Below are 23572 nucleotides of genomic sequence, written 5' to 3' on the forward strand. Positions count from 1 at the left end.
TTGCAAAACCATAAACAAGCAGACAGCCCTTGGGCTGTTTTGTTTGTAAATGACCCTATGTCATTTCTAGATGCAAGTCAGAAGAGGGATAAACTTATGAAATTTCTAACTTTAAATACTCACAGTTGGATGGAAGAAGATGCAGAAAGAAAATTCCAAACCTTAAAGGAACAGATCCTAAAGGCTCAGTATGATATTATTTGCTTCCAGGAAGTTAATCAAGAAATAGAGACTTCTGTTGTGGACACGGATGCTTACTATCATGCACTTCCATCAGCAACACCAATCCACCAAGATCACTTTGTCCGTCTTCTTGTGGAAAAGTTAGCTGAAGAAGGGCTTCAATACCATTGGACTTGGGCCTATAATCACATTGGTTATGATCACCTTAATGAGGGGGTTGCCGTCTTGTCACGTCAACCATTGACAGCGAGTGAAATCTTGGTTTCAGATGTTGATGATCCAACTGACTACCATACACGCCGTGTAGCAGTTGCTGAAACTACTGTAGATGGCCGAGAAGTTGCTGTTGCTAGTGTTCATCTTTCATGGTGGGACAAAGGTTTCCAGGAAGAGTGGGCACGTATTGAAGAACGTTTCAAAGCTATTGGGAAACCGCTCATTCTAGCAGGTGACTTTAACAACCCAGCAGGTCGCGAAGGGCATAAAGCCATTTTGGCTAGCTCGCTCAATCTTCAAGATAGTTTTGAAGTCGCTAAAGAAACAACTGGTAGCTATACAGTTGGACCAGGTATCGATGGCTGGAAGGGCAATGAAGAGCCTTTACGTATCGATTATATTTTTGCTAGCCAAGATTGGACAGTGGAGCGCCTTAGTGTGATTTTTGATGGCAATAACCAACCTTTGGTAAGTGACCACTACGGTCTTGAAGCAGAATTAACATTTAAGTAGAAACTGTATCCTATTATGACCTAATAAGGGTAAAAAACATTGTCAAAAGACAAATAAAAGAGTAAACTAGAAGCTATAATTGAATTTTTATAAGGAGAGACTAATGGCTCATATTACATTTGATTATTCAAAAGTTTTGGATAAATTTGTAGCACCACACGAAGTGGACAACCTTCAAGCACAAGTAACAGTAGCAGACGAAATGATTCGCAAAGGAACTGGCCCAGGGGCAGACTTCCTTGGATGGCGTGACCTTCCAGAAAACTACGATCGTGAAGAATTTGATCGTATTTTGAAGGCTGCTGAAAAAATCAAAGAAGAAAGCGATGTTTTGGTTGTTATCGGTATCGGTGGTTCTTACCTTGGTGCCAAAGCAGCCATTGACTTCTTGAACCATCACTTTGCTAACCTTCAAACAAAAGAAGAACGTAAAGCACCACAAATCGTTTACGCTGGTAACTCAATTTCATCAACATATCTTGCAGACTTGCTTGAGTATGTTGAAGATAAAGACTTCTCAGTTAACGTTATCTCTAAATCAGGTACAACAACTGAACCAGCTATTGCTTTCCGTGTTTTCAAGGAACTCCTTGTTAAGAAATACGGTCAAGAAGAAGCAAACAAACGTATCTACGCAACAACTGACCGCCAAAAAGGTGCAGTTAAAGTTGAAGCAGATGCTAACGGTTGGGAAACTTTCGTTGTTCCGGATGACATCGGTGGACGTTTCTCAGTATTGACAGCTGTAGGTCTCTTGCCAATCGCAGCTTCAGGTGCTGATATCAAAGCCCTTATGGAAGGTGCTAACGCTGCACGTAAAGAGTACTCTTCATCTAAAATCTCTGAAAATGAAGCTTACCAATACGCTGCACTTCGTAACATCCTTTACCGTAAAGGTTACACAACTGAAATCTTGGCTAACTATGAACCATCACTTCAATACTTCTCAGAATGGTGGAAACAATTGGCTGGTGAATCTGAAGGTAAAGACCAAAGAGGTATCTACCCAACATCAGCAAACTTCTCAACAGACTTGCACTCTCTTGGACAATTTATCCAAGAAGGTACACGTAACCTCTTTGAGACAGTTGTTCGTGTGGAAAAACCACGTAAGAACGTGATTATCCCTGAATTGGAAGAAGATCTTGATGGACTTGGTTACCTCCAAGGTAAAGATGTTGACTTTGTTAACAAAAAAGCAACAGACGGTGTTCTTCTTGCACACACAGATGGTGATGTGCCAAACATGTTCATCACTCTTCCTGAACAAGATGCCTTTACATTGGGTTACATCATCTACTTCTTTGAAATTGCTATCGCCCTTTCAGGTTACTTGAATGCTATCAACCCATTCGATCAACCAGGTGTAGAAGCATACAAGAAAAACATGTTCGCCCTTCTTGGTAAACCAGGATTTGAAGAACTTGGAGCAGAACTTAACGCTCGCTTGTAATTCTCAGATAAGATCAGCTTTGGCTGGTCTTTTTTTATCCATTTGTAAGCTAAAACTTTCCATTGATTATTTCTTGTAGGTTAATTTACGAATTTTTATTTTAAACGTTTTGGACTGGCTAGTTGGGCTTTGTGGCTCTTTAATTTAGAAATGATTGCTGTTATAATTAGTTCAAGCATAGGAGGATGGATCATGATTGGACCTGTTGAAATGGGTGCTTTGTTGAAAAAAATTCGTTTATCAAAGAATTTGACATTGAAAGAACTTGCTAGTGATTATTTATCAGTATCTTTCCTATCAAAATTTGAACGTGGAGAATCTGATATCTCATTATCTAGATTTTTTCTTTTGTTAGATAAATTGGATGTCAGTATTGAAGAGTTCTATGGTATTTTATCTCAAGATAATCCAACTCATACTGAAAAGTTATTAGCAAGTGCTAGTAAGGCTTATTATCAAAACGATAGTTTATTGTTACAGAAGTACGCTGGAGAAGAGCGTCATAAATTTGAGCTCACACAAGACAAATCATTTCTCTATAACAGTATTATGCTAGAATCTTTTTTGGTAAGTGTTTCAAATAAAGAAGTTGATGAAAATAAGGTAAGGGAATTAACAGACTATCTTTTTAGCATTGAACAATGGGGAAAAAGAGAGTTAATCATATTAGGAAATAGTATGTCGTTTATTTCCACCCAGACACTTAATGTTTTGACCAAGGAGATCGTGTATAGAACTAGCCTTTTTGGAAAGAGCGACTCAAATCAAAGAATTCGACTTAGTCTTCTTATTAATGCAGCTTATGAGTTTTTACGGCGTGATGAACTAGATTCTGCGAAATACTACTTAGATTTAGTCAATGATAGTGGAATTCCTGAGGTTTTATTATATGAAAGACATGAGTTGATATTTGTAATGGGAACCTACTTGATAAAGTCAGGTGAAGTTACTGAAGGGAGAAATCTAATTGAGGGGTGTTTAGAAACTCTTAGGACTTTAGGTGCGGAAAATTTATTGCTTACTAAGGAATCAGAGTATCAAGAGTTGTTAAATTCCACTATATGACAATTTTATAGAGTGAATTAAAAAATAGAATAAACTAAGACCATAGTACGATATCACTATGGTTTTTAATTTTCAATGGATATATGGAGTTCCCATGTCTTCAATTTATCCAACTGACTAAATACCAAGGTGATTTAGATTGTGAGGAAATCTATGAGAACCTATATTCTTAAATACAAATATGAAAATTTAGTTCATATCTTACTGTTAGCCTTGAATGCTGCTATTTTCGTGAGTGCTTCGGTAACCTTGGCTTTAATGACTAATCAGCTGGTATCGAAGCGAATCCAATCCTTTTTAGCTTTATTAGGTTTAGAGATAGGGCTTTACATTATTTATTTAGTTTTAAATTATATTATTGCTGTAAATCAAACAAAACTAATTCAGAAAATGACTTTGTCTATTCGTCAGTCTTATCTTAGTAAAATTATTCACCATTCTTTTAGTGAATTCAGAAAGAGTGATATTGGAGAGCATCTCTCTGTATTAAATAATGATATCCAATTGATTGAATCAAATGGCTTTACAAGTATTTATACCCTTTGTTCAACAGTATTCACTACTTTGTTTTCAATTATTGCCTTATTAAGTTATGATGTAAGAATTGTTCTGTTAGCCATTTTTTTAACTTTGTGTCTGACCTATCTTCCCAAACCATTTACCAATAAAATGCAGAAATCAATGGAGAAATTTTCCCAAGCGAATGAAGAGCTTGTTTCTGGAGTAAGCGATCAGTTATATGGATATGCAGATGTTTATTACGCCAGTCGTAAACAGATATTTCTTAGACAAGTGAAATCTATTGTTGAGGACTATATTTCCCAGAAAATCATTTATACAAAAAGAAATACTAGCACAGAGACGCTGATGGCTTTATTTTCAGTTGCCGCTCAGATGTTGATACTTCTTCTAACTGGCTTGTTAATTATTTTTGGGAATATTGCCGTAGGTACCATTGCTTCTGTGGGTCAGATATCAGGTAATATTTTTAACTCTCTATCCACCATTAATCAGCTGCAAGTGACAATTAAGTCTGTCGATCCTATCTTAAAAAAATTTCACGATTTTCCAGAGGATCCAAAGACTTGCATAGCGACTATTCAGGATGTTCGTTTTGTGAATGTAAGTTATCATTTTGGAGAGAAGGGTATTATTGAGGGATTCACCCAAACCTTTAAAAAAGGAGGAAAGTACGCTATTACTGGATGCTCAGGTAGTGGGAAGTCCACCCTGCTTAATATGCTCCTAGGAAATCTTAAAGATTATGAAGGAAAAATCTTGTTTGGAAAATTGGAGTCAAAAGAGATTGATGAGAACTCAATCGTATCTAACTGTGCCTATGTTGGGAGTCAAACTCATATCTATAATGATACCTTGAGGAACAATCTAACTCTTTGGAATGAAGCCATTACTGATACGCACATCAAGGAAGTTCTTGAAAGGGTTAATCTTTTATCTTTCTTAAGCCGTATAGATGAGCAAGTAAGTGACGGTAGCTTTTCGGAGGGTCAAAAACAAAGAATAGGCCTGATAAGAGCGTTTTTAAAAGGAAGTTCTGTTGTGATTTTTGATGAAGCCACTGCAAATCTTGACCATAAAAATGCTACTCGTATTGAGCACCTATTATTAAGTAATCCTAATATCACTTATATCACGGTTACCCACCATCTAATAAAGGAAAATGAACCATATTTTGATGAGATTATTTGCTTGGGAGAGGACGCTGAGTAAATGTTTGATATGATAAATGCTTAGGATTTATTTCAATTTTACTAACGGCAGTCAAAGTGCTATAATGTAAGGGATTGTGAATTTAGCAAATTCTGCTATTTTCAAAAAAGAAAAAACAAATCAGAGATGCAAATCTCTTAGAAGAGGTGAATCCCATGGGACGTAAATGGGCTAATATCGTTGCTAAGAAAACTGCTAAAGATGGTGCAAACTCAAAGGTGTACGCTAAGTTTGGTGTTGAAATCTATGTAGCTGCTAAACAAGGTGAACCAGATCCAGAATCAAACTCAGCTTTGAAATTCGTTTTGGAGCGTGCTAAACAAGCGCAAGTGCCAAAACACGTTATTGATAAGGCCATTGATAAGGCTAAAGGTAACACAGATGAAACTTTCGTTGAAGGGCGTTATGAAGGGTTTGGGCCAAATGGTTCTATGATCATCGTAGATACTTTGACTTCAAACGTTAACCGTACAGCTGCTAACGTACGTACTGCCTTTGGTAAAAATGGCGGTAACATGGGTGCATCAGGTTCTGTTTCATACATGTTTGATAAAAAAGGTGTTATCGTTTTTGCAGGTGAAGATGCAGACGCAATCTTTGAACAATTGCTTGAAGCTGATGTAGAAGTTGAAGATGTAGAAGCAGAAGATGGTACTATCACTGTTTATACTGAGCCAACAGATCTTCATAAAGCGTTGGAAGCTCTCCGTGCTAACGGACAAGAAGAGTTCCAAGTGACTGAACTTGAAATGATTCCACAAACTGAGGTTACTCTTGAAGGTGAAGACCTTGAAGTTTTCGAAGGACTTATTGATGCCCTTGAAGCAGACGATGATGTTCAAAAGGTTTATCATAACGTAGCAGATATGTAATCTCATTCAACACTTTCCATCGTGAGGAAAGTGTTTTTGTGTGGTCTGTCTAAGGATTTGTCTTGCTTGTCCTGACTTAATCTGATATAGTAGTAGCCAAGTGAATTATTGGAGGAATACGAAATATGAATATGATGCTAGTTTTGGCCATTTATGTGGTCGCCATTGTTGCTTATGTGGCTTTCAGCCGTCGTCGCCAAGCAAAGGCACAGGAAGACCGTTTTGCAGGCCTTGCTAAGGGTGCTGAAGTTGAAACAATCGGTGGTTTGATTGCTATTGTTGATGAGATTGACAAAGAGAATAACCGTATCGTTTTGGATGCAGAAGGTGTCTTCTTGACTTTTGATTTGAGTCGTTCAATCATGAAAGTGATCACACCAGCACCAACTACAGAAACAGCAGAAACAACTAAAAAGACAATTATCGAAGAAGATTCAGCAATTGAGTCTTCTGATGAAAAGTAAGATGTGTATTTGAGACTAGGTTAAATCCTGGTCTTTTTGCGTTTTCTAATCTTATCGGTATTAAAAGCTGTTCAGAACCCCTGAAAATGTGGTAAAATAAAGGGTAAACTATATTTAGAGGATATTCCATGTTTAAATTTAGAAAAAAATCTCATCAAGAGGTTCTAGACAATATTCCCAACCATATTGGTATTATTATGGATGGAAATGGCCGTTGGGCTAAAAAGCGTCTACAACCACGTGTGATGGGGCATAAGGCTGGGATGGACGCCTTGCAAAAGGTAACTATCGAAGCATCACAACTTGGAGTTAAGGTATTGACAGTCTATGCCTTCTCAACTGAAAACTGGTCACGCCCACAAGATGAAGTAAAATTCATCATGAATTTGCCAGTTGAATTTTTTAACAAGTATGTACCAGAATTAGACAAAAACAATGTTCGTATTTTGACAATCGGAGATAACAGTCGTTTGCCTAAGGAGACTTTAGATGCTCTTGAAAAGGCAGTTGAGCAGACGAAACATAATTCCGGTTTGGTTCTTAATTTTGCACTGAACTATGGTGGTCGTGCGGAGATTGTGTCTGCTGTTCAAGCGATTGCTAAAGAGGTTGAAGCAGGAAAACTCAGTCCTGAAGCTATTGATGAAAATCTCATTGCTAAGCATTTGATGACAGATAAATTGCCTTACCTCTATCGTGATCCAGATTTAATTATCCGTACGAGTGGCGAGCTTCGTCTTAGTAATTTCTTGCCTTGGCAATCTGCCTATAGTGAGTTTTACTTCACAGATGTTTTCTGGCCAGACTTTGACCAGCAGGGGCTACGTCAAGCCATCTCTGACTACAATAAACGTCACCGTCGCTTCGGTGGTGTCTAGAAAGGACCTCTCATGCAAGAACGTTTAATTGGTGGGGGTGTGGCAGCAGCCATTTTCCTCCCATTGCTCTTTATCGGCGGTCTTCCTTTCCAACTTTTAGTTGGGGCTATGGCCATGGTTGCGGTGTCTGAGATGCTTCGCATGAAGCACTTGGAGATTTTCTCTATCGAGGGTATTTTATCAATGGTGGCAGCCTTTATCTTGGCTGTACCGATTGATCGGTATTTTATCAGTCTTCCAACAAATGCTAGTGTGACAGGTTTCGCTGTTATTTCATTTTTGATTCTAGCAGGGACTGTCCTTAATAGCGACCACTATTCTTTTGATGATGCAGCTTATCCAATCGCATCTGCCTTTTATGTTGGTTTTGGTTTACAAAATCTCATTGCAGCACGTTTGGATAGTTGGGAAAAGGTTCTCTTTGCCCTTTTTATTGTTTGGGCAACGGATATTGGGGCTTACCTCTTTGGTCGTCAATTTGGTCAGAATAAATTATTGCCAAAAGTATCACCAAATAAGACTATTGAAGGTAGTGTCGGTGGTATCTTATCAGCAATCATTGTGGCTCTTATCTTTGGTTTGATTAACCACGGAGTTTATGCCCCTCATAACTTCTTCTGGTTGCTTATCTGTACGATTCTCTTTAGTATCTTTGGTCAATTTGGTGATTTGGTTGAATCAGCTATTAAACGTCACTTTGGCGTTAAAGACTCAGGCAATCTCATTCCTGGGCATGGTGGTATTTTGGACCGTTGTGACAGCTGGATTTTCGTTTTCCCAATCATGCACTTCCTAGGACTTTTTTAAGAGTGGGGGTGTCTAGATGAAAGCTATTATTACCTTTTTACTGATTTTCTGTGTGATTGTCGTTTTCCATGAGTTTGGTCATTTCTTTTTCGCCAAACGTTCAGGAATTTTGGTTCGTGAATTTGCCATTGGTATGGGACCGAAAATTTTTGCACACACTGGTAAGGATGGTACCGTTTATACTATCCGTATCCTCCCTTTGGGTGGTTATGTCCGTATGGCTGGTTGGGGTGAAGATACAACTGAGATTAAAACAGGTAGTCCTGCTAGTCTAACGATTGGATCAGATGGTAAGGTAAGACGTATCAACCTTTCGAATCGCCAGGTTGACCAGACGGCTTTACCTATGAACGTCACTGCCTATGATTTGGAGGATAAGTTAACCATTACAGGTCTAGTCCTAGATGAGACCAAGACCTATGAGGTTGACCATGATGCCACTATCGTTGAGGAGGATGGTACAGAACTTCGTATCGCTCCTAAGGATGTCCAATATCAAAATGCTAGCATTTGGGGACGCTTAATTACCAACTTTGCTGGTCCTATGAATAACTTCATTCTTGGGGTGCTTGTCTTTATTATCTTAGCCTTTGTTCAAGGTGGTGTTCAAGACACATCAACCAACCGTATTCAGGTGGCTGATGGTGGTGCTGCTCAGGTAGCAGGCTTGAAAAATGGTGATGCCATCGAGGCCATCAATAAGGACAAGGTTACTGATTGGGACAGCTTGAAGGAAGCATTGACAGAGAATACTCAAAAATTCTCCAAAGGTGACAGCCTTTCTGTGACGGTTAAGAGAAGTAACGGTCAGGAAGAAACGATCTCTGTTAAACCTAAGGAGAGTCAAGGTAGCTACTTTTTGGGTGTTTCTCCTGCCTTAAAAACAGGTCTAAAAGATAAGATTTTTGGTGGTTTCCAAATGGCTTGGGAAGGGGCCTTCAAAATTCTCGTGGCACTCAAGGGGCTTATCACCAACTTTAGTTTGAATAAACTTGGTGGACCGGTTGCCATGTTCCAGATGTCTGCCCAGGCTTCAGAAAGTGGCTTGATTTCCATTCTTAACCTTATGGGGATGCTATCAATTAACTTGGGAATTTTCAATCTTATCCCAATTCCAGCCCTTGACGGTGGAAAAATTGTTATGAATATTATTGAAGCCATTCGTCGTAAACCACTTAATCAAGAAATTGAAAGCTATATTACACTTGCAGGTGTTGCTATCATGGTTGTTCTTATGATTGCAGTCACTTGGAATGATATTATGCGTGCTTTCTTTTAATTAGAAACAAAGAAACGAAAGGAAGTCTAAGGGACTTGACCCAAGGGCCAGCCTCCTTAGTATGTAAATGATGAAACAAAGTAAAATGTTGATTCCAACACTTCGTGAAATGCCAAGTGATGCTCAAGTTATCAGTCATGCCCTTATGGTACGTGCGGGTTACGTGCGTCAGGTTTCTGCTGGTATTTATGCTTATATGCCATTGGCAAATCGTGCTATCGAGAAATTCAAAACCATCATGCGTGAGGAATTTGAAAAAATCGGTGCGGTTGAAATGTTGGCGCCAGCGCTTTTGACAGCAGATTTGTGGCGTGAGTCAGGCCGTTATGAAACTTACGGTGAAGACCTCTATAAATTGAAAAACCGTGATAAATCTGACTTTATCCTCGGTCCAACTCACGAAGAAACGTTTACAGCCTTGGTTCGTGATGCAGTTAAATCATACAAACAGTTACCACTTAATCTCTACCAAATCCAATCAAAATACCGTGATGAAAAACGTCCTCGTAACGGTCTTCTTCGTACACGTGAATTTATCATGAAGGATGCTTATAGTTTCCACCAAAACTATGAAGATTTGGATGTAACCTATGAAGACTACCGTAAAGCTTACGAGGCTATCTTTACACGTGCTGGCCTTGAATTTAAAGGAATCATCGGTGATGGTGGTGCCATGGGTGGTAAGGATTCTCAAGAATTTATGGCGGTCACTCCTGAGCGTACAGATCTCAACCGTTGGGTAGTTCTTGACAAGTCAATTGCTTCATTGGATGAGATTCCAGAAGATGTCATGGAAGAAATCAAAAAAGAATTGACATCATGGTTGGTATCTGGTGAAGATACAATTGCCTACTCTACAGAGTCAAGCTATGCAGCTAACCTTGAGATGGCAACAAACGCCTACACACCAGCGACTAAGGTTGTGACTCAAGAAGAAGTGACTCGTGTTGAAACACCAGATTGCAAGTCAATTGATGAAGTCGCTGCTTTCTTGAATGTTCCAGAAGAACAAACCATCAAGACTTTACTTTTCATCGCTGATGATGAACCAGTAGTGGCTCTTCTCGTCGGTAATGATCAGGTTAACGATGTGAAGTTGAAAAACTACCTTGCTGCTGATTTCCTCGAACCAGCTACGGAAGATGAAGCACGTCAAGTCTTTGGTGCTAACTTCGGTTCCCTTGGTCCAGTTAACCTTCCTGAAAATGTTCGCATCGTTGCGGACCGTAAGGTTCAAGATGTGGCTAATGCGGTTGTTGGAGCTAACGAAGATGGTTACCACTTGACAGGGGTTAACCCAGAGCGTGACTTCAAGGCAGAATACGTTGATATTCGTGAAGTTAAAGAGGGTGAAATTTCTCCAGACGGTCAAGGTGTCCTTCAGTTTGCGCGTGGTATCGAGATTGGTCATATCTTTAAACTTGGGACACGTTACTCTGAAAGTATGGGTGCTAACGTTCTTGATGAAAATGGCCGTGCTGTTCCAATTATCATGGGATGTTACGGTATCGGCGTTAGCCGTATCTTGTCAGCTGTGATTGAACAACATGCACGTCTCTTTGTTAACAAGACACCAAAAGGTCAATACCGCTATGCATGGGGAATTAACTTCCCTAAAGAATTGGCTCCATATGATGTTCACTTGATCACAGTTAACACTAAGGATGAAGAAGCCAATGCTTTGACAGAACGTTTGGAAGCAGCTCTTATGGCTGAAGGTTATGATGTCTTGACAGATGATCGTAATGAGCGTGTCGGTTCTAAATTCTCTGATAGTGACCTTATCGGACTTCCAATCCGTGTGACAGTTGGTAAAAAAGCCAGCGAAGGTGTTGTCGAAGTTAAAATCAAGGCAACTGGTGACACTATTGAAGTTAATGCCGATAACTTGATTGAGACACTTGCTATCTTAACAACAGAACAAGATGCTTAATAGTAAAAAATCTTTTCTTGCAGGAGCAGGAAGAGATTTTTCTTTTGTAGTGACAATGATAAATTGAGAGAAAAGAGAGTAAATTCCAATTTGACAGAATTGTCTAAATAGTGTAAACTTAAAACTATCATAACTACGGAGGCATCACATGCTTAACAAAGCGACCCATTTGGGAAATCTTAAAGCTTTTTATTACTTTAGTTTCTTTAGATAGGACGTTTGTGTTTCAGGATACAAGCGTCAGTCAGTTTGTATCTATGAAGCTAAAGCATTTTGTGATGGATTAGCCGATTAGATGAATAGGTCTAACCGGTGACATAAGCTAGCCTGTGCTAGTCAAGATGCATAAAACCAGTTGGGCCTGTCCTAACTGGTTTTTTTCATACCGTGGTCTATTTTTAATTTTCTTTTGACCCTATCGTCTCGGAAAAAGCATAAAAGAAAATTGGAAATAGATAGAATAAAAAATAGAGGTATACAAGATGAAGAAATTCTTGGTCAGTATGATGGCTGTTATCACAGCTGTCCTCTTGGTAGCATGTTCCAATGCTTCTAATAAAGATTTAGTTCACGTCGGTGTGCTCCAATATGTGGAACATCCTTCCTTGTCAGCGACACGTAAAGGGTTCATTGAAGAACTCAAAGAGGAAGGTTATGTTGACGGTAAGAACATCAAAATTGATTATCAGAATGCACAAGGGGATCAGTCTAACTTGCAGACGATTTCTCAGTCGCTTATTGAAGATAACGATCTTATGTTGGCTATCGCAACCCCAGCAGCCCAGTCTTTGAGTAGTTTGACAAAGGACAAGCCAATTCTCTTTACAGCTGTTACAGATCCAGTCTCAGCTAAACTGGTTAAGTCTATGGACAATGTTGGAGGAAATGTGACAGGGACAAGTGACATGTCACCTATCAACAAACAAGTTGAGTTGTTGAAAAAGGTCCTTCCAAATACTAAAAAAGTTGGGATTATGTACACGACCAGCGAGCGTAACTCAGAGGTTCAGGTTGAAGAAGCCAAGAAATACTTCAAGGAAGCTGGTATTGAAACGGTTATTAAGGGAATTTCATCAACCAACGATATCCAAGACACAGCCAAGAGCTTGATGAGTCAGACCCAAGTCATCTTCATCCCAACTGACAATACTATTGTTAGTGCTATTAATACCTTGGTAGATCTTTCTAAAGAGACTAAGGTTCCAGTTGTTGGTAGTGACGCTGGTAGTGTAGAAAAAGGTGTCCTATTCACTTATGGAACCAACTATGAAGCTCTTGGTCGTCAAACAGGTAAGTTGGCAGGCCGTGTTCTCCGAGGTGAGAAGGTCAAGGATGTCGATGCAGAGTATCCTAAAACACTAAATGTTGTGGTTAACCATGACATGGCTAAAGAACTTGGCATTGATGTTTCTAGTATTAGTGACGAGGAATCTAAGGCATCAACACAAGATGACAAACCAGTTGCTAAAAAAGATAAAGGTGTCATTAAGCTTAAGGTTAATAAGTCATCGAAGAATGGATTTTCAAATGTGGTGCTAACAGCCATTTCTCAGGGACTTCTCTGGGCAATCATGGCTATTGGGGTCTTCATTACCTTCCGTATTTTGGACCTTGCTGATTTGACAGCTGAAGGGGCCTTCCCACTTGGTGCTGCTACGACAACTATCATGATTATCCGTGGAATCAACCCAATCTTTGCGACTTTAGGTGGTTTTGTGGCTGGTATGCTTGCTGGAGCTGTGTCTGGCTTTATGCATACGAAAATGAAGATACCAGCACTTTTAACAGGGATTATTACCTTAACGGGGCTCTATTCCGTTAACCTTTTGGTTCTTGGAAGTGCCAATGTCTCTCTATCAGGACATAATACGCTAGTAACTATGGTGATGGGACTCGGTTTGTCTAAGCTGAATGGTGTGATTCTATTAGGACTGATTTTTGTTAGTCTGGTAGTGCTTATGTTGGTTGTCCTCCTTAATACGCAGGTTGGTCTGGCCCTTCGTGCGACAGGTGATAACCTTGCCATGGGTGAAGCCAATGGTATCAAGGTTGACCGTATGAAGATTCTTGGCTACATGATTTCCAATGGTTTGATTGCCCTATCAGGTGCCCTCTTAGCTCAAAACAATGGCTATGCGGATATGAATATGGGTACTGGTACAATCGTAAATGGCTTGGCTGCAATTATCTTGGCTGAAGTTATCGTCAAGTATCTACCACTTGGTAAACGCCTGTGGTCAATTGTTGTAGGAGCTGTTCTCTACCGTCTGGTCTTGGTTATTATCCTTGCCATGAACGTTGATGCTCAAATGTTGAAATTGGCTTCAGCCATCTTGCTTGCTATCATCCTTTATGTGCCAGAAGTACGCCAAAAATTGAAAATCAGACCTAACAAATCCTTGACTCCAGGAGGTGACAAGTAATGGCTTTACTTAGTTTACAACAGATTCACAAGACCTTTGAAAAAGGCACAGTCAATGAAAATCACGTCCTTCGTGGTTTGGATCTCGACATTGAGCAGGGAGATTTTATCTCTGTCATTGGGGGAAATGGTGCTGGTAAATCAACCTTGATGAATTCAATCGCTGGTGTTCTTAGCATTGATGAGGGGGATATCTTGTTGGAGGGACAATCTATTAAGAAAGCATCTGTAGATGAACGCTCTAAAGATATTAGCCGTGTTTTCCAAGATCCTCGAATGGGGACAGCGACAAACCTTTCTATCGAAGAAAATATGGCGATTGCTTATCGTCGTGGTAAGAAACGTAGCTTCTTTAAAAAGTCTATCACTGAAAGCGAACGTCAAGTCTTCAAGGAAGCCTTGATAGATCTTGGTCTTGGTCTTGAGAATCGTATGAAGACTGATGCTAATTTCTTGTCAGGTGGTCAACGTCAAGCTTTGACACTTGCTATGGCGACCTTGGTTCGTCCAAAAATCTTGCTTCTCGATGAACATACAGCTGCACTGGATCCAAAGACAAGTGATATGGTCATGAATTTGACGCGTAAGATTGTTGAAGAACAAGAGTTGACAACCCTTATGATTACCCATAATATGGAACATGCTATCGAATATGGGAATCGTCTGGTCATGCTCTATCACGGAAAAATCGTCGTCGATGTGCGAGGTGAAGAAAAGAAAAATCTTACCGTTGCAGAACTTATGGACCTCTTCCACAAAAATAGTGGACAAGTCCTCAATGACGATGCCTTGGTACTCGGTTAATAAACAAAAAAGAAACTATCCAAAGTTCAGATTTTGGGTAGTTTTTTCTTGACTATTTTTGACCAAGTGCTAAAATAAATATATGGATTAGCACTCGTGGTTTATGAGTGCTAAAAATAACGTTTCACACGTTACTAATAACAAATAATATTTGGAGGTAATTGGTATGGCATTGAAACCATTGGGCGATCGTATCGTTGTCCGTTTTGAAGAAACAGAAGAAAAAACAGCTAGTGGCTTTGTATTGGCAGGAGCTAGTCATGAAGCTACAAAGACTGCTGAGGTTTTGGCAGTAGGTGAAGGAATCCGTACTCTTACTGGTGAATTGATTGCACCTAGTGTTGCAGCAGGCGATAAAGTTCTTGTTGAAAATGGTGCAGGTGTCAATGTTAAAGACGGAGATGATTCCGTTTCAATTATCCGTGAAGCAGATATCTTAGCAGTCCTAGCTTAGGTCTATGCTAATCAGATATAAACTAAGATAAAGAAGGAGTAACTATGGCAAAAGATATTAAATTTTCATCAGATGCACGCGCAGCAATGGTTCGTGGTGTTGATACTTTGGCTGATACAGTTAAGGTAACGCTTGGCCCTAAAGGCCGTAACGTGGTTTTGGAAAAAGCTTTTGGCTCACCTCTTATCACTAATGATGGTGTAACAATTGCTAAAGAAATCGAACTCGAAGATCACTTTGAAAATATGGGTGCCAAACTGGTCAGCGAAGTGGCTTCAAAAACTAACGATATTGCCGGTGACGGAACAACTACAGCCACTGTTTTGACACAAGCTATTGTCCGTGAAGGTCTAAAAAATGTAACGGCTGGTGCTAATCCAATCGGTATCCGTCGTGGGATTGAAGCAGCTGTGGCTACAGCTGTGGAAGAGCTTAAAGCTATTGCTCAACCAGTTGCCAATAAGGAAGCCATTGCCCAAGTTGCAGCTGTTTCATCACGTTCTGAAAAAGTTGGTGAATACATTTCAGAAGCAATGGAACGTGTGGGTAATGACGGTGTTATCACTATTGAAGAGTCTCGTGGTATGGAGACAGAACTCGAAGTGGTTGAAGGTATGCAGTTTGACCGTGGTTATCTTTCTCAGTACATGGTTACTGATAATGAAAAAATGGTCGCTGACCTTGAAAATCCATTTATCCTTGTGACTGACAAGAAAATTTCAAATATTCAAGATGTCCTCCCACTCTTGGAAGAAGTGCTTAAGACCAGTCGTCCACTTTTGATTATTGCTGATGACGTGGATGGTGAAGCGCTTCCAACACTTGTTCTTAACAAGATTCGTGGAACTTTCAATGTTGTTGCTGTTAAGGCACCTGGCTTTGGTGACCGCCGTAAAGCGATGTTAGAAGACATTGCCGTATTGACTGGAGCAACTGTTATTACTGAGGATCTTGGTCTTGAGCTTAAGGATGCAACGATGGCAGCACTTGGTCAAGCTTCGAAAGTAACTGTGGATAAGGATAGCACAGTTATCGTTGAAGGTGCAGGAAGCGCAGAAGCGATTGCTAACCGTGTAAACCTCATCAAGTCTCAATTGGAAACAACAACATCTGAATTTGACCGTGAAAAACTTCAAGAGCGTTTGGCTAAATTGTCTGGTGGGGTTGCAGTTGTTAAGGTCGGTGCAGCCACTGAAACAGCTCTTAAAGAAATGAAACTTCGTATCGAAGATGCCCTTAATGCTACCCGTGCGGCTGTTGAAGAAGGTATCGTAGCAGGTGGTGGTACAGCCCTAGTTAACGTCATTGCAAAGGTTGCTGAACTTGATCTTGAAGGTGACGACGCTACAGGACGTAATATTGTACTCCGTGCTTTGGAAGAGCCAGTTCGCCAAATTGCCTATAATGCTGGATATGAAGGTTCCGTTATCATCGATAAATTGAAGAATAGCCCAGTTGGTACAGGATTTAACGCTGCCAATGGTGAATGGGTAGATATGGTTGAAGCAGGAATCATTGACCCAGTTAAGGTAACGCGTTCTGCCCTTCAAAATGCCGCTTCAGTAGCAAGTCTTATCTTGACAACTGAAGCAGTTGTTGCCAACAAACCTGAACCAGAGGCTCCAGCAGCGCCAGCTATGGATCCAGGAATGATGGGTTACTAAGAGTTTAAAAAGCAAAAGAAAAAACCTAGGAAAAGTAGAGAAACTTTTTCTGGGTTTTCTTTTTTTCAATTATTTGTTGTTAATTACTGAAAAGGGTTAAATGTACCAGAACTTCCTTGTTGACCTGCCATTTGCATCATCATTTGTTGCTGTCTAATGCGCTCTGCTTCCTTATTCGTATTGATAGAAATAACAAGAAAGATAACCCAACCGATGAATGTCCATCCTAGAAGAAAGGATAGGATAAAGATTGGCCATTTTTTATCGGTTTTATTTAGAAGAGCTGGTAATATTTGAAGTACTACCAAGGGTAAAGAAATGATGATGGAGAGAAAAGCCGTGAGCAAGCCGCCACTAAGCTCATCACTGGCAATTCCAAAGAGTATCATTGCAAGAGCCCAGAGGATAACTGGGATAGAAGCGATGGCTATCATGATGAGGTTTGTTTGAGACTTACTTTCGTGTTGCGTCCAAGTCTCGTTAAAGTTATGATTTGGATGTTGGAAGGTAGCATTAGTCTGACTTGACGCGGGGCTAGTATTTGGTAAATCCTGTAGTTCCTCTAAGTTGGTATCAGCTAGTGGTTCTTCAGCAACATCATAATTGTCAACATCATTTTCGGCAGTTTCTACAGTCTCTTTTTGTGGGACAGGTTTTGTTATTTCGACAGTTGGTTTGGGAGTTTCTCGGACAAACTCGCCTTTCTGAGCTGCTTCAGCCATTTCTTGAATACTTGGATTACGACCATTAACTGCTTGGAAAAAATCGATCCAATCTTGTTGCTTCATGTGTATAACCTCCAGATATCTTGATTATAAAAATTTTGATAATTACAATTATAGCAATAGTGTAAGGGAACGGCAATGGGAATCGAATAAGAGTGTTTGCTTTATTTCCTTATAATCTTCTTATCACTAAAGATGGGAAAGAGAAAGAAATAGGTTAGGATATAGACCACTAGAGGATATATCAGTGGATTATAGTCCCAGGCTCCTTGCCAATCTAGGTGTAAGAGTCTAACACTAGCGCGTGTTAGACCGGCACTCCAAGCTTTAAGGCCAAATGGTCTTAGGATTAAACTGAGTGGTGTTGGAAGATGTAAAAGGTAGACTCCATAAACTGCCACTAAAACTAAGAGATATAATCTAAAAAAACGCTGGTGGTAGGCCCACAAGCGTGTGAAATAGTTTTTCATTAGCCAATAACTGCAAATAGTTTTTGAGCGTTTGATTGGCGAGTAGCATCCATGATGAGGAATAAGTCAACGATTGACCAGATACCACATCCACCACACGTCAAAAGTTTACCAACACCGAGACCAATTTGTCCTAATAGAAAGCGGTCAATTCCAAGAGTCCCACCTAGAAGTGAAATAATCAACAACATTGTTGGATCTTGGAAGCTGATTGAGTAAAGCATTGAAAGTTGTTGCTCAGGAAGTGCTTCAAGACGTTGACGGATGTACTGAACTTGTTCTGTTGGGAAATACTTGGCGTTAATGGTTATCCATTGATCGACTGGATTCATAAATTAAATACCCCTCAAATTTTAAATGATATGTAAAGGATAACATATTGTAAAGGGAGATTCAAGGCGGTCAAGGCTTTTGAAGTCAATAAAAGCAACTTATTTGCAAGCTTCCACTGTGTCATAACTAGAGGATCATTAGGATAATCCTTTCGCACTATGCTTGAGAATGAGCCTACTTCTATTATTTGTGATTTCTCAACCCTTTTTCAAAACTGTCTGAACTCGCCTTAACAGTGATTTTTTCGAGTGTTAAGGGATGGGTGAAACTAAGAGTGTGGGCGTGGAGCATGAGTCGAGATGCGGGGCGGTGGCTATAAAGAGGGTCCCCCAGAATGGCATGACCATGGTGGGCCAGATGCACCCGAATTTGGTGGGTCCGTCCGGTTTTTAGTTGACAATTGACCAGACTGGCTCCTTTGAAGGATTTGAGGCGCGTGAAGGTTGTATAGGCAACCTGCCCTTTTCTAGGATCAACCACTCGTTTTCTACGATCATGGCGGTCGCGTCCAATCTTGTCGTTGTACACAGTCTCCTTGGTCTGAAATTTACCTTCAGCCAATGCCCAGTATTGACGCTGAATCTTCTTATCTTCCAAGAGTCGATTGAGAATAGGGAGAATAAAAGGATTTTTTGCGAAGAGTACAGCCCCACTAGTTTCCATGTCTAGTCGATGAACGACGTAACAGGTTTGCCCACAATAGGCCGAAACATGGTTAAGTAGAGCAATTTCTGTGGGTTCATTACCATGCGTCTTCATTCCTTCAGGCTTATTGACCACGATGAGATGCTGATCCTCATAAAGAGGCTCTACCAGACTGGCATTTCCCATAGGGATAATTTTTTCAGGGTAGTCCTCTGTATCAAAGGTCAGGCTAATCTTATCACCTTTTTCAACAGGACTCTGCCAATTAATAGTCTTTCCATTGATGAGGACGTGCTTTTTCGTACGTAGGAAATGACGAATCTTACGAGGAATGAGGAGCTTAGTTTCTAGCAAGTCTTTGACAGTCGTTATAGGATAGGGATTGATAATTTCTACGTGTAAAGTCATGGTTTCATTATATCATGAACGTTTAAAAGAGGACAGAACCTGTAAAAACTTGGTATAATAAGGTTATGACATTTTTTGATAATCTAAAAAACAAACTTTTTAAAGAAGAAACTAGCGGAAAGGGTCAGGAATCCCAGCCTGCTGGAAAATCGAAGGATTTACAAGATAAGATAAAGGGACTCTTTGCTAAGAAACCTGATGAGGTTGAACAAGCCGTTGAAGACTTGGATATGTCTCAGGAAAGTAAAGAGACCTCACGTTATCAACGTTCTAAGCAAAAGAAACCTATTGATACCACCAAACCCTTAGGTAAGGTTCAGGCGTTCTTGAGCAAGTTTACGCTTTCGCCAAGAAATCCTATTCGCCGTTTCTGGCGTCGCTATCATATTGGGAAAATTCTCTTTATCATGCTAGCTGTGCTGGTTCTGACAGTAGGTTCCTACCTTTTCTATATTGCCAAGACGACCAATGTTTCAGACCTTCAAGATGCCTTGAAAGCCACTACGGTTATCTATGACAAAGAAGGCAATCAAGCTGGTTCTTTGTCAGGGCAAAAAGGGACTTATGTGGAGCTGGATGCTATTAGTGATAGCTTGGAGAATGCTGTCATAGCAACTGAGGACCGTACCTTCTATAAAAATAGCGGGGTTAACGTCAAGCGATTCCTCCTGGCTATTGTGTCCATGGGGCGCTTTGGTGGTGGTTCAACCATTACCCAACAGTTGGCTAAAAATGCCTTCTTGACTCAAGAACAGACTGTTACTCGTAAGGCTAAGGAATTCTTCCTCTCTTTGGAATTAACCAAGAAATACAGCAAGCAAGAAATCCTTACTATGTACCTCAATAATGCCTACTTCGGAAATGGGGTTTGGGGTGTTGAAGACGCCAGCCAAAAATACTTCGGGACAAGTGCTGCCAATCTAACCATTGATGAAGCAGCGACCCTCGCTGGTATGCTTAAGGGACCTGAAATTTATAACCCAATCGATAATATCCAAAATGCGACCAACCGTCGAAACACCGTTCTTGCCAACATGGTTGATGACAAGAAGTTGAGTCAGGCCGATGCCGACAGTGCGGCAGGAGTTGATATGGCTAGTCGCCTGGATGATACCTATCAAGGGACTGGCGATGACTACAAGTATCCGTCTTATTTTGATGCTGTCATTGAAGAAGCTACGAAAACTTATGGTTTGAGTGAGGATGAAATCGTAAAAAATGGTTACAAAATCTACACAGAGATGGATGCCAACTCACAAGCTAATATGCAACAAACCTACGAAAATACCTATCTCTTCCCTACATCAGAAAGCGATGGTAGTACAGCTCAGTCCGCTAGTGTGGCACTTGATCCAACAACTGGAGCGGTACGTGGTCTAGTAGGTCGTGTGGGTGGTACTAGTGATACAACCTTCCGTAACTTTAACTATGCAACTCAAGGGAAGCGTAGTCCTGGATCGACCATCAAACCTTTAGTGGTCTATGCCCCAGCTCTGGCTTCAGGATGGAGCATCAATAAGGACCTTCCAAATAAACCAATCGACTATAACGGCTATACTCCAACCAACTACGGTGGTGTTGAGACAGAGGATGTGCCCATGTATCAAGCTTTGGCCAACTCCTACAATATCCCAGCGGTTTACCTCTTTAATCAAATCGGTATTCAAAAGGGGATTAGTTACGGTCAAAAATTTGGTCTTAACTTTGACAATGTTCCGGAAGAACTTGGAATTTCACTTGGTGGTGGTGTGACAGCCAGTCCTCTTCAAATGGCTCAGGCTTATGCGACTTTTGCTAATGGTGGTGAGATGAATACAGCTTATTTCATCACTAAAATTGAAAATGCCAGTGGAGACATTATTGCTACCCATAGTAAAAAGTCTAAACGTGTTGTCAGCCAGTCAGTAGCTAACCAGATGACCAGCATGATGCTTGGTACCTTCTCAAATGGTTCCGCTGTGAATGCCAACTACACGGGTTACACAATGGCAGGTAAGACAGGTACTGTTCAGGCTGAATTCAACAAGGATTTGACTAGTGACCAGTGGGTGATTGGTTATACTCCTGATGTGGTCATGACGACCTGGATTGGTTTTGATAAGACTGACGAAAGTCACTACCTAACAGGAGCTAGCTCGGGAACAGCTTCGACGATCTTCAGCTATATCGCTGCGGATGTTTTACCAAATACACCAGGTACTGAGTTTACTGTTGAAAATGCCTATGCAGCTGATGGTCAAACCCTAGACTATACGGCAGATCCAAATGACTCACGTAATAGTAGTAACAAGTCATGGACAGATAAGGCATCAGATGTTGTGAATGACGTTAAAGATCAGGCAAGTAGCCTATGGGATAAGATTACAGACTCCTTCTCAGGTCTGTTTAGATAGCTTGTCAATTGCACCTAAAAGTGGTAAGATAAAAAGAACGGAGGCGTTATGGCACAGAAAAAAGCAAGCCTAGCGTGTGCTGAATGCGGGAGCCGAAACTACTCAATTAATGTGAGTAGCACTCCCAAACCAACACGACTAGAAGTTAACAAATTTTGTAAACATTGTAAAAAATACACCTTGCATAAGGAAACAAGATAGGAGACACCGTGAGACAAACTGGAAGTATTTTCAAAGTCTTGAAAGACACGACTTGGCCAGACCGTAAACAACGCTGGCATGATTTTATTTCAGTTCTTGAGTATACTGCGTTCTTCACTGTCATCATCTATGCGTTTGATGAATTGTTGAGTCGCGCTATGTCAGCACTGATTAACTTTTTCTAAAGAAAACACAAAAAGAGTGGGAATGCCTGCTCTTTTTTGTTATAATAAATGCAGATAAAAGCGAGAACAAGGGCCATCAGGCTTTTTTATTACGCTTTGAATTAAACCATAGGCATTCATTTACATTTAACGCTTGAGCCTCGAGGAAAGATGGTCAATGGTGTTTAAATGTCATTTAGAAAAAAGAAAGGAATCCTAAAATGCTAGATTCATTCGACAAGGGCTGGTTCGTCCTTCAAACGTATTCAGGATACGAAAACAAAGTTAAAGAAAACCTTTTGCAACGTGCCCAAACTTATAACATGCTTGAAAATATCTTGCGTGTTGAAATCCCAACTCAAACTGTAAATGTTGAGAAAAACGGTAAAGTTAAAGAAGTGGAAGAAAACCGCTTCCCTGGTTACGTTCTTGTTGAGATGGTAATGACAGACGAAGCATGGTTCGTTGTCCGTAATACTCCGAACGTTACTGGTTTCGTTGGTTCTCACGGTAACCGTTCTAAACCAACACCACTTTTGGAAGAAGAAATCCGTCAAATCTTGATTTCAATGGGTCAAACTGTTGATGTCTTTGATACTAATATCAAGGTTGGTGATGTGGTTCAAATCATTGATGGTGCCTTTATGGGTCAAGAAGGCCGTGTTGTAGAAATTGAAAACAACAAGGTTAAAATCATGATTAACATGTTTGGTTCAGAAACAGCTGCTGAACTTGAACTTTACCAAATCGCTGAACTCTAAGATAGACAAATAGAGGTCGAGATAAGAGACTTCAACCTCGGAAGACTATCTCATTAAATTTGAGGGGAGAGACTAGAAGCTAGATTTTTGAAATTTAGTTCTGTGTCACTCCCTTTTTTCTAACGGATGATGAATTATAAACGATTTTACGATAGGATTAGTACTCCTTTACGTTCTTACGCTAAGGTTTTAGAAGGCTTGAACAAAATTATAACTAGGACTTTTTACCTGCTTTTTCCTATATTTCTTATTTGGGTTTTGCTAAGGGGTGGCTGGTTTATTCTCTCTACGACAGTGCTTATTATGGGGGGAGGCTTTTTCCTTCTTTCTCTTGGTCGTAGTCTCTATAATCGACCGCGTCCATACCAGACTTGGGCTATCCAACCCCTTATTAAGAAGGACAGTCTAGGCAAGTCCTTTCCCAGCCGGCATGTTTTCTCAGCGACTGTTATTGCTATGTTGGCGCTGACGCTTAACCCCTGGCTAGGTGGGGCTATGCTTTTTCTGGCGGGTGCTCTAGCTCTTTTGCGTGTGCTAGGTGGTGTTCACTATCCTAGTGATGTTTTAGCAGGCTATGTCATTGGAATCCTTGTGGGTCTTCTTCTTTACCTATAGAAAATCTAGTCCTTCTTTGAAAGAGGAGGGCTTTTTTCGTTGAAAAAGGAAAGGTACCTCTAGGGCACCTTTCCTTTTGTTCTAAAATTCGAGTTGGCGATTAAAGGTTGTTCCCACCA

Annotated in this window: 23 protein-coding genes; 19 read left to right on the forward strand and 4 right to left on the reverse strand. The window is 40.4% G+C overall.

Translation table 11 applies throughout. The features are described from left to right. Window positions 1-96: 96 nt before the first annotated feature. From HMPREF1517_RS00480 to groL, 14 genes are all read left to right on the forward strand, one after another. Entirely contained in the window at window positions 97-912 is an 816-nt protein-coding gene (locus tag HMPREF1517_RS00480; protein ID WP_037599052.1) for an endonuclease/exonuclease/phosphatase family protein, read from the forward strand. A 103-nt stretch (window positions 913-1015) separates the two neighbouring features. After that, complete coding sequence (locus HMPREF1517_RS00485; protein WP_002883580.1) at window positions 1016-2365, forward strand: glucose-6-phosphate isomerase; 1350 nt, start codon at window positions 1016-1018, stop codon at window positions 2363-2365. Window positions 2366-2557: 192 nt separating this feature from the next. Further along, on the forward strand, window positions 2558-3430 hold the full coding sequence (locus tag HMPREF1517_RS00490) for a helix-turn-helix domain-containing protein (RefSeq protein ID WP_037598924.1): 873 nt from the start codon (window positions 2558-2560) through the stop codon (window positions 3428-3430). Between the two features lie 153 nt (window positions 3431-3583). Further along, entirely contained in the window at window positions 3584-5161 is a 1578-nt protein-coding gene (locus tag HMPREF1517_RS00495; protein WP_037598925.1) for an ATP-binding cassette domain-containing protein, read from the forward strand. A 155-nt stretch (window positions 5162-5316) separates the two neighbouring features. Next, entirely contained in the window at window positions 5317-6033 is a 717-nt protein-coding gene (locus HMPREF1517_RS00500) for a YebC/PmpR family DNA-binding transcriptional regulator (RefSeq protein ID WP_002883635.1), read from the forward strand. A gap of 125 nt (window positions 6034-6158) precedes the next feature. Beyond that, the gene (locus tag HMPREF1517_RS00505) at window positions 6159-6497 is read left to right on the forward strand and encodes a preprotein translocase subunit YajC (protein WP_013989990.1); all 339 of its coding nucleotides are present in this window, start codon (window positions 6159-6161) and stop codon (window positions 6495-6497) included. Window positions 6498-6625: 128 nt separating this feature from the next. Continuing rightward, window positions 6626-7375, forward strand: a complete 750-nt coding sequence (locus tag HMPREF1517_RS00510) for an isoprenyl transferase (protein WP_037598927.1) — start codon at window positions 6626-6628, stop codon at window positions 7373-7375. Between the two features lie 12 nt (window positions 7376-7387). After that, a complete protein-coding gene (locus HMPREF1517_RS00515) occupies window positions 7388-8182 on the forward strand; it encodes a phosphatidate cytidylyltransferase (protein ID WP_037598929.1) in 795 nt (264 codons plus the stop codon). 16 nt (window positions 8183-8198) lie between these two features. Next, window positions 8199-9461, forward strand: coding sequence for an RIP metalloprotease RseP (gene rseP, locus HMPREF1517_RS00520; protein WP_037598930.1), 1263 nt, complete (start codon window positions 8199-8201; stop codon window positions 9459-9461). Between the two features lie 70 nt (window positions 9462-9531). Next, window positions 9532-11394, forward strand: coding sequence for a proline--tRNA ligase (locus tag HMPREF1517_RS00525; protein ID WP_096832809.1), 1863 nt, complete (start codon window positions 9532-9534; stop codon window positions 11392-11394). A 482-nt stretch (window positions 11395-11876) separates the two neighbouring features. After that, window positions 11877-13817, forward strand: a complete 1941-nt coding sequence (locus HMPREF1517_RS00530; RefSeq protein ID WP_037598931.1) for an ABC transporter substrate binding protein — start codon at window positions 11877-11879, stop codon at window positions 13815-13817. Continuing rightward, window positions 13817-14620 carry an ABC transporter ATP-binding protein gene (locus tag HMPREF1517_RS00535; RefSeq protein WP_002889814.1) on the forward strand — a complete coding sequence of 268 codons (804 nt, stop codon included), beginning with the start codon at window positions 13817-13819 and terminating at the stop codon, window positions 14618-14620. Before HMPREF1517_RS00530 ends, HMPREF1517_RS00535 begins: the two co-directional genes overlap by 1 nt. A 166-nt stretch (window positions 14621-14786) precedes the next feature. After that, on the forward strand, window positions 14787-15074 hold the full coding sequence (gene groES, locus HMPREF1517_RS00540) for a co-chaperone GroES (RefSeq protein WP_002883604.1): 288 nt from the start codon (window positions 14787-14789) through the stop codon (window positions 15072-15074). Window positions 15075-15118: 44 nt separating this feature from the next. Continuing rightward, the gene (gene groL, locus HMPREF1517_RS00545; RefSeq protein WP_002889816.1) at window positions 15119-16738 is read left to right on the forward strand and encodes a chaperonin GroEL; all 1620 of its coding nucleotides are present in this window, start codon (window positions 15119-15121) and stop codon (window positions 16736-16738) included. An 83-nt stretch (window positions 16739-16821) separates the two neighbouring features. On the opposite strand, the gene HMPREF1517_RS00550 is transcribed toward groL, so the two are convergent. From HMPREF1517_RS00550 to HMPREF1517_RS00560, 4 genes are all read right to left on the reverse strand, one after another. Then, the gene (locus HMPREF1517_RS00550) at window positions 16822-17526 is read right to left on the reverse strand and encodes a superinfection immunity protein (protein ID WP_037598933.1); all 705 of its coding nucleotides are present in this window, start codon (window positions 17524-17526) and stop codon (window positions 16822-16824) included. A gap of 101 nt (window positions 17527-17627) precedes the next feature. Continuing rightward, the gene (locus HMPREF1517_RS10110; protein WP_073689661.1) at window positions 17628-17933 is read right to left on the reverse strand and encodes a DUF2752 domain-containing protein; all 306 of its coding nucleotides are present in this window, start codon (window positions 17931-17933) and stop codon (window positions 17628-17630) included. After that, entirely contained in the window at window positions 17933-18265 is a 333-nt protein-coding gene (locus HMPREF1517_RS00555) for a TM2 domain-containing protein (RefSeq protein ID WP_013989998.1), read from the reverse strand. The genes HMPREF1517_RS10110 and HMPREF1517_RS00555 overlap by 1 nt, the downstream gene beginning before the upstream one ends. A gap of 184 nt (window positions 18266-18449) precedes the next feature. Continuing rightward, the gene (locus HMPREF1517_RS00560) at window positions 18450-19319 is read right to left on the reverse strand and encodes an RluA family pseudouridine synthase (protein WP_037598934.1); all 870 of its coding nucleotides are present in this window, start codon (window positions 19317-19319) and stop codon (window positions 18450-18452) included. A 65-nt stretch (window positions 19320-19384) separates the two neighbouring features. Between HMPREF1517_RS00560 and pbp2a the strand changes: the two genes are divergently transcribed. The 5 genes from pbp2a (at window position 19385) to HMPREF1517_RS00580 (ending at window position 23453) form a co-directional block, all read left to right on the forward strand. Continuing rightward, window positions 19385-21712 carry a penicillin-binding protein PBP2A gene (pbp2a, locus tag HMPREF1517_RS00565; RefSeq protein ID WP_037598935.1) on the forward strand — a complete coding sequence of 776 codons (2328 nt, stop codon included), beginning with the start codon at window positions 19385-19387 and terminating at the stop codon, window positions 21710-21712. A gap of 48 nt (window positions 21713-21760) precedes the next feature. Beyond that, complete coding sequence (rpmG, locus tag HMPREF1517_RS10115) at window positions 21761-21913, forward strand: 50S ribosomal protein L33 (protein WP_002886472.1); 153 nt, start codon at window positions 21761-21763, stop codon at window positions 21911-21913. An 8-nt stretch (window positions 21914-21921) separates the two neighbouring features. Beyond that, complete coding sequence (gene secE / locus HMPREF1517_RS00570) at window positions 21922-22098, forward strand: preprotein translocase subunit SecE (RefSeq protein WP_002883656.1); 177 nt, start codon at window positions 21922-21924, stop codon at window positions 22096-22098. A 200-nt stretch (window positions 22099-22298) separates the two neighbouring features. Next, window positions 22299-22838, forward strand: coding sequence for a transcription termination/antitermination protein NusG (gene nusG, locus HMPREF1517_RS00575; RefSeq protein ID WP_002883644.1), 540 nt, complete (start codon window positions 22299-22301; stop codon window positions 22836-22838). Window positions 22839-22964: 126 nt separating this feature from the next. Next, window positions 22965-23453: a phosphatase PAP2 family protein gene (locus HMPREF1517_RS00580; RefSeq protein ID WP_037597385.1), complete on the forward strand. Its 489-nt coding sequence runs from the start codon at window positions 22965-22967 to the stop codon at window positions 23451-23453. Window positions 23454-23572 lie beyond the last annotated feature (119 nt).

The sequence above is a fragment of the Streptococcus sp. ACS2 genome (assembly GCF_000525585.1).
Taxonomy (GTDB): domain Bacteria; phylum Bacillota; class Bacilli; order Lactobacillales; family Streptococcaceae; genus Streptococcus.

Coding starts and splice junctions, on each gene's coding strand:
- HMPREF1517_RS00480 (WP_037599052.1), top strand. CDS start 97: ATGAAATTTCTAACTTTAAATACTCACAGTTGGATGGAAGAAGATGCA.
- HMPREF1517_RS00485 (WP_002883580.1), top strand. CDS start 1,016: ATGGCTCATATTACATTTGATTATTCAAAAGTTTTGGATAAATTTGTA.
- HMPREF1517_RS00490 (WP_037598924.1), top strand. CDS start 2,558: ATGATTGGACCTGTTGAAATGGGTGCTTTGTTGAAAAAAATTCGTTTA.
- HMPREF1517_RS00495 (WP_037598925.1), top strand. CDS start 3,584: ATGAGAACCTATATTCTTAAATACAAATATGAAAATTTAGTTCATATC.
- HMPREF1517_RS00500 (WP_002883635.1), top strand. CDS start 5,317: ATGGGACGTAAATGGGCTAATATCGTTGCTAAGAAAACTGCTAAAGAT.
- HMPREF1517_RS00505 (WP_013989990.1), top strand. CDS start 6,159: ATGAATATGATGCTAGTTTTGGCCATTTATGTGGTCGCCATTGTTGCT.
- HMPREF1517_RS00510 (WP_037598927.1), top strand. CDS start 6,626: ATGTTTAAATTTAGAAAAAAATCTCATCAAGAGGTTCTAGACAATATT.
- HMPREF1517_RS00515 (WP_037598929.1), top strand. CDS start 7,388: ATGCAAGAACGTTTAATTGGTGGGGGTGTGGCAGCAGCCATTTTCCTC.
- rseP (WP_037598930.1), top strand. CDS start 8,199: ATGAAAGCTATTATTACCTTTTTACTGATTTTCTGTGTGATTGTCGTT.
- HMPREF1517_RS00525 (WP_096832809.1), top strand. CDS start 9,532: ATGAAACAAAGTAAAATGTTGATTCCAACACTTCGTGAAATGCCAAGT.
- HMPREF1517_RS00530 (WP_037598931.1), top strand. CDS start 11,877: ATGAAGAAATTCTTGGTCAGTATGATGGCTGTTATCACAGCTGTCCTC.
- HMPREF1517_RS00535 (WP_002889814.1), top strand. CDS start 13,817: ATGGCTTTACTTAGTTTACAACAGATTCACAAGACCTTTGAAAAAGGC.
- groES (WP_002883604.1), top strand. CDS start 14,787: ATGGCATTGAAACCATTGGGCGATCGTATCGTTGTCCGTTTTGAAGAA.
- groL (WP_002889816.1), top strand. CDS start 15,119: ATGGCAAAAGATATTAAATTTTCATCAGATGCACGCGCAGCAATGGTT.
- HMPREF1517_RS00550 (WP_037598933.1), bottom strand. CDS start 17,526: ATGAAGCAACAAGATTGGATCGATTTTTTCCAAGCAGTTAATGGTCGT.
- HMPREF1517_RS10110 (WP_073689661.1), bottom strand. CDS start 17,933: ATGAAAAACTATTTCACACGCTTGTGGGCCTACCACCAGCGTTTTTTT.
- HMPREF1517_RS00555 (WP_013989998.1), bottom strand. CDS start 18,265: ATGAATCCAGTCGATCAATGGATAACCATTAACGCCAAGTATTTCCCA.
- HMPREF1517_RS00560 (WP_037598934.1), bottom strand. CDS start 19,319: ATGACTTTACACGTAGAAATTATCAATCCCTATCCTATAACGACTGTC.
- pbp2a (WP_037598935.1), top strand. CDS start 19,385: ATGACATTTTTTGATAATCTAAAAAACAAACTTTTTAAAGAAGAAACT.
- rpmG (WP_002886472.1), top strand. CDS start 21,761: ATGGCACAGAAAAAAGCAAGCCTAGCGTGTGCTGAATGCGGGAGCCGA.
- nusG (WP_002883644.1), top strand. CDS start 22,299: ATGCTAGATTCATTCGACAAGGGCTGGTTCGTCCTTCAAACGTATTCA.
- HMPREF1517_RS00580 (WP_037597385.1), top strand. CDS start 22,965: ATGATGAATTATAAACGATTTTACGATAGGATTAGTACTCCTTTACGT.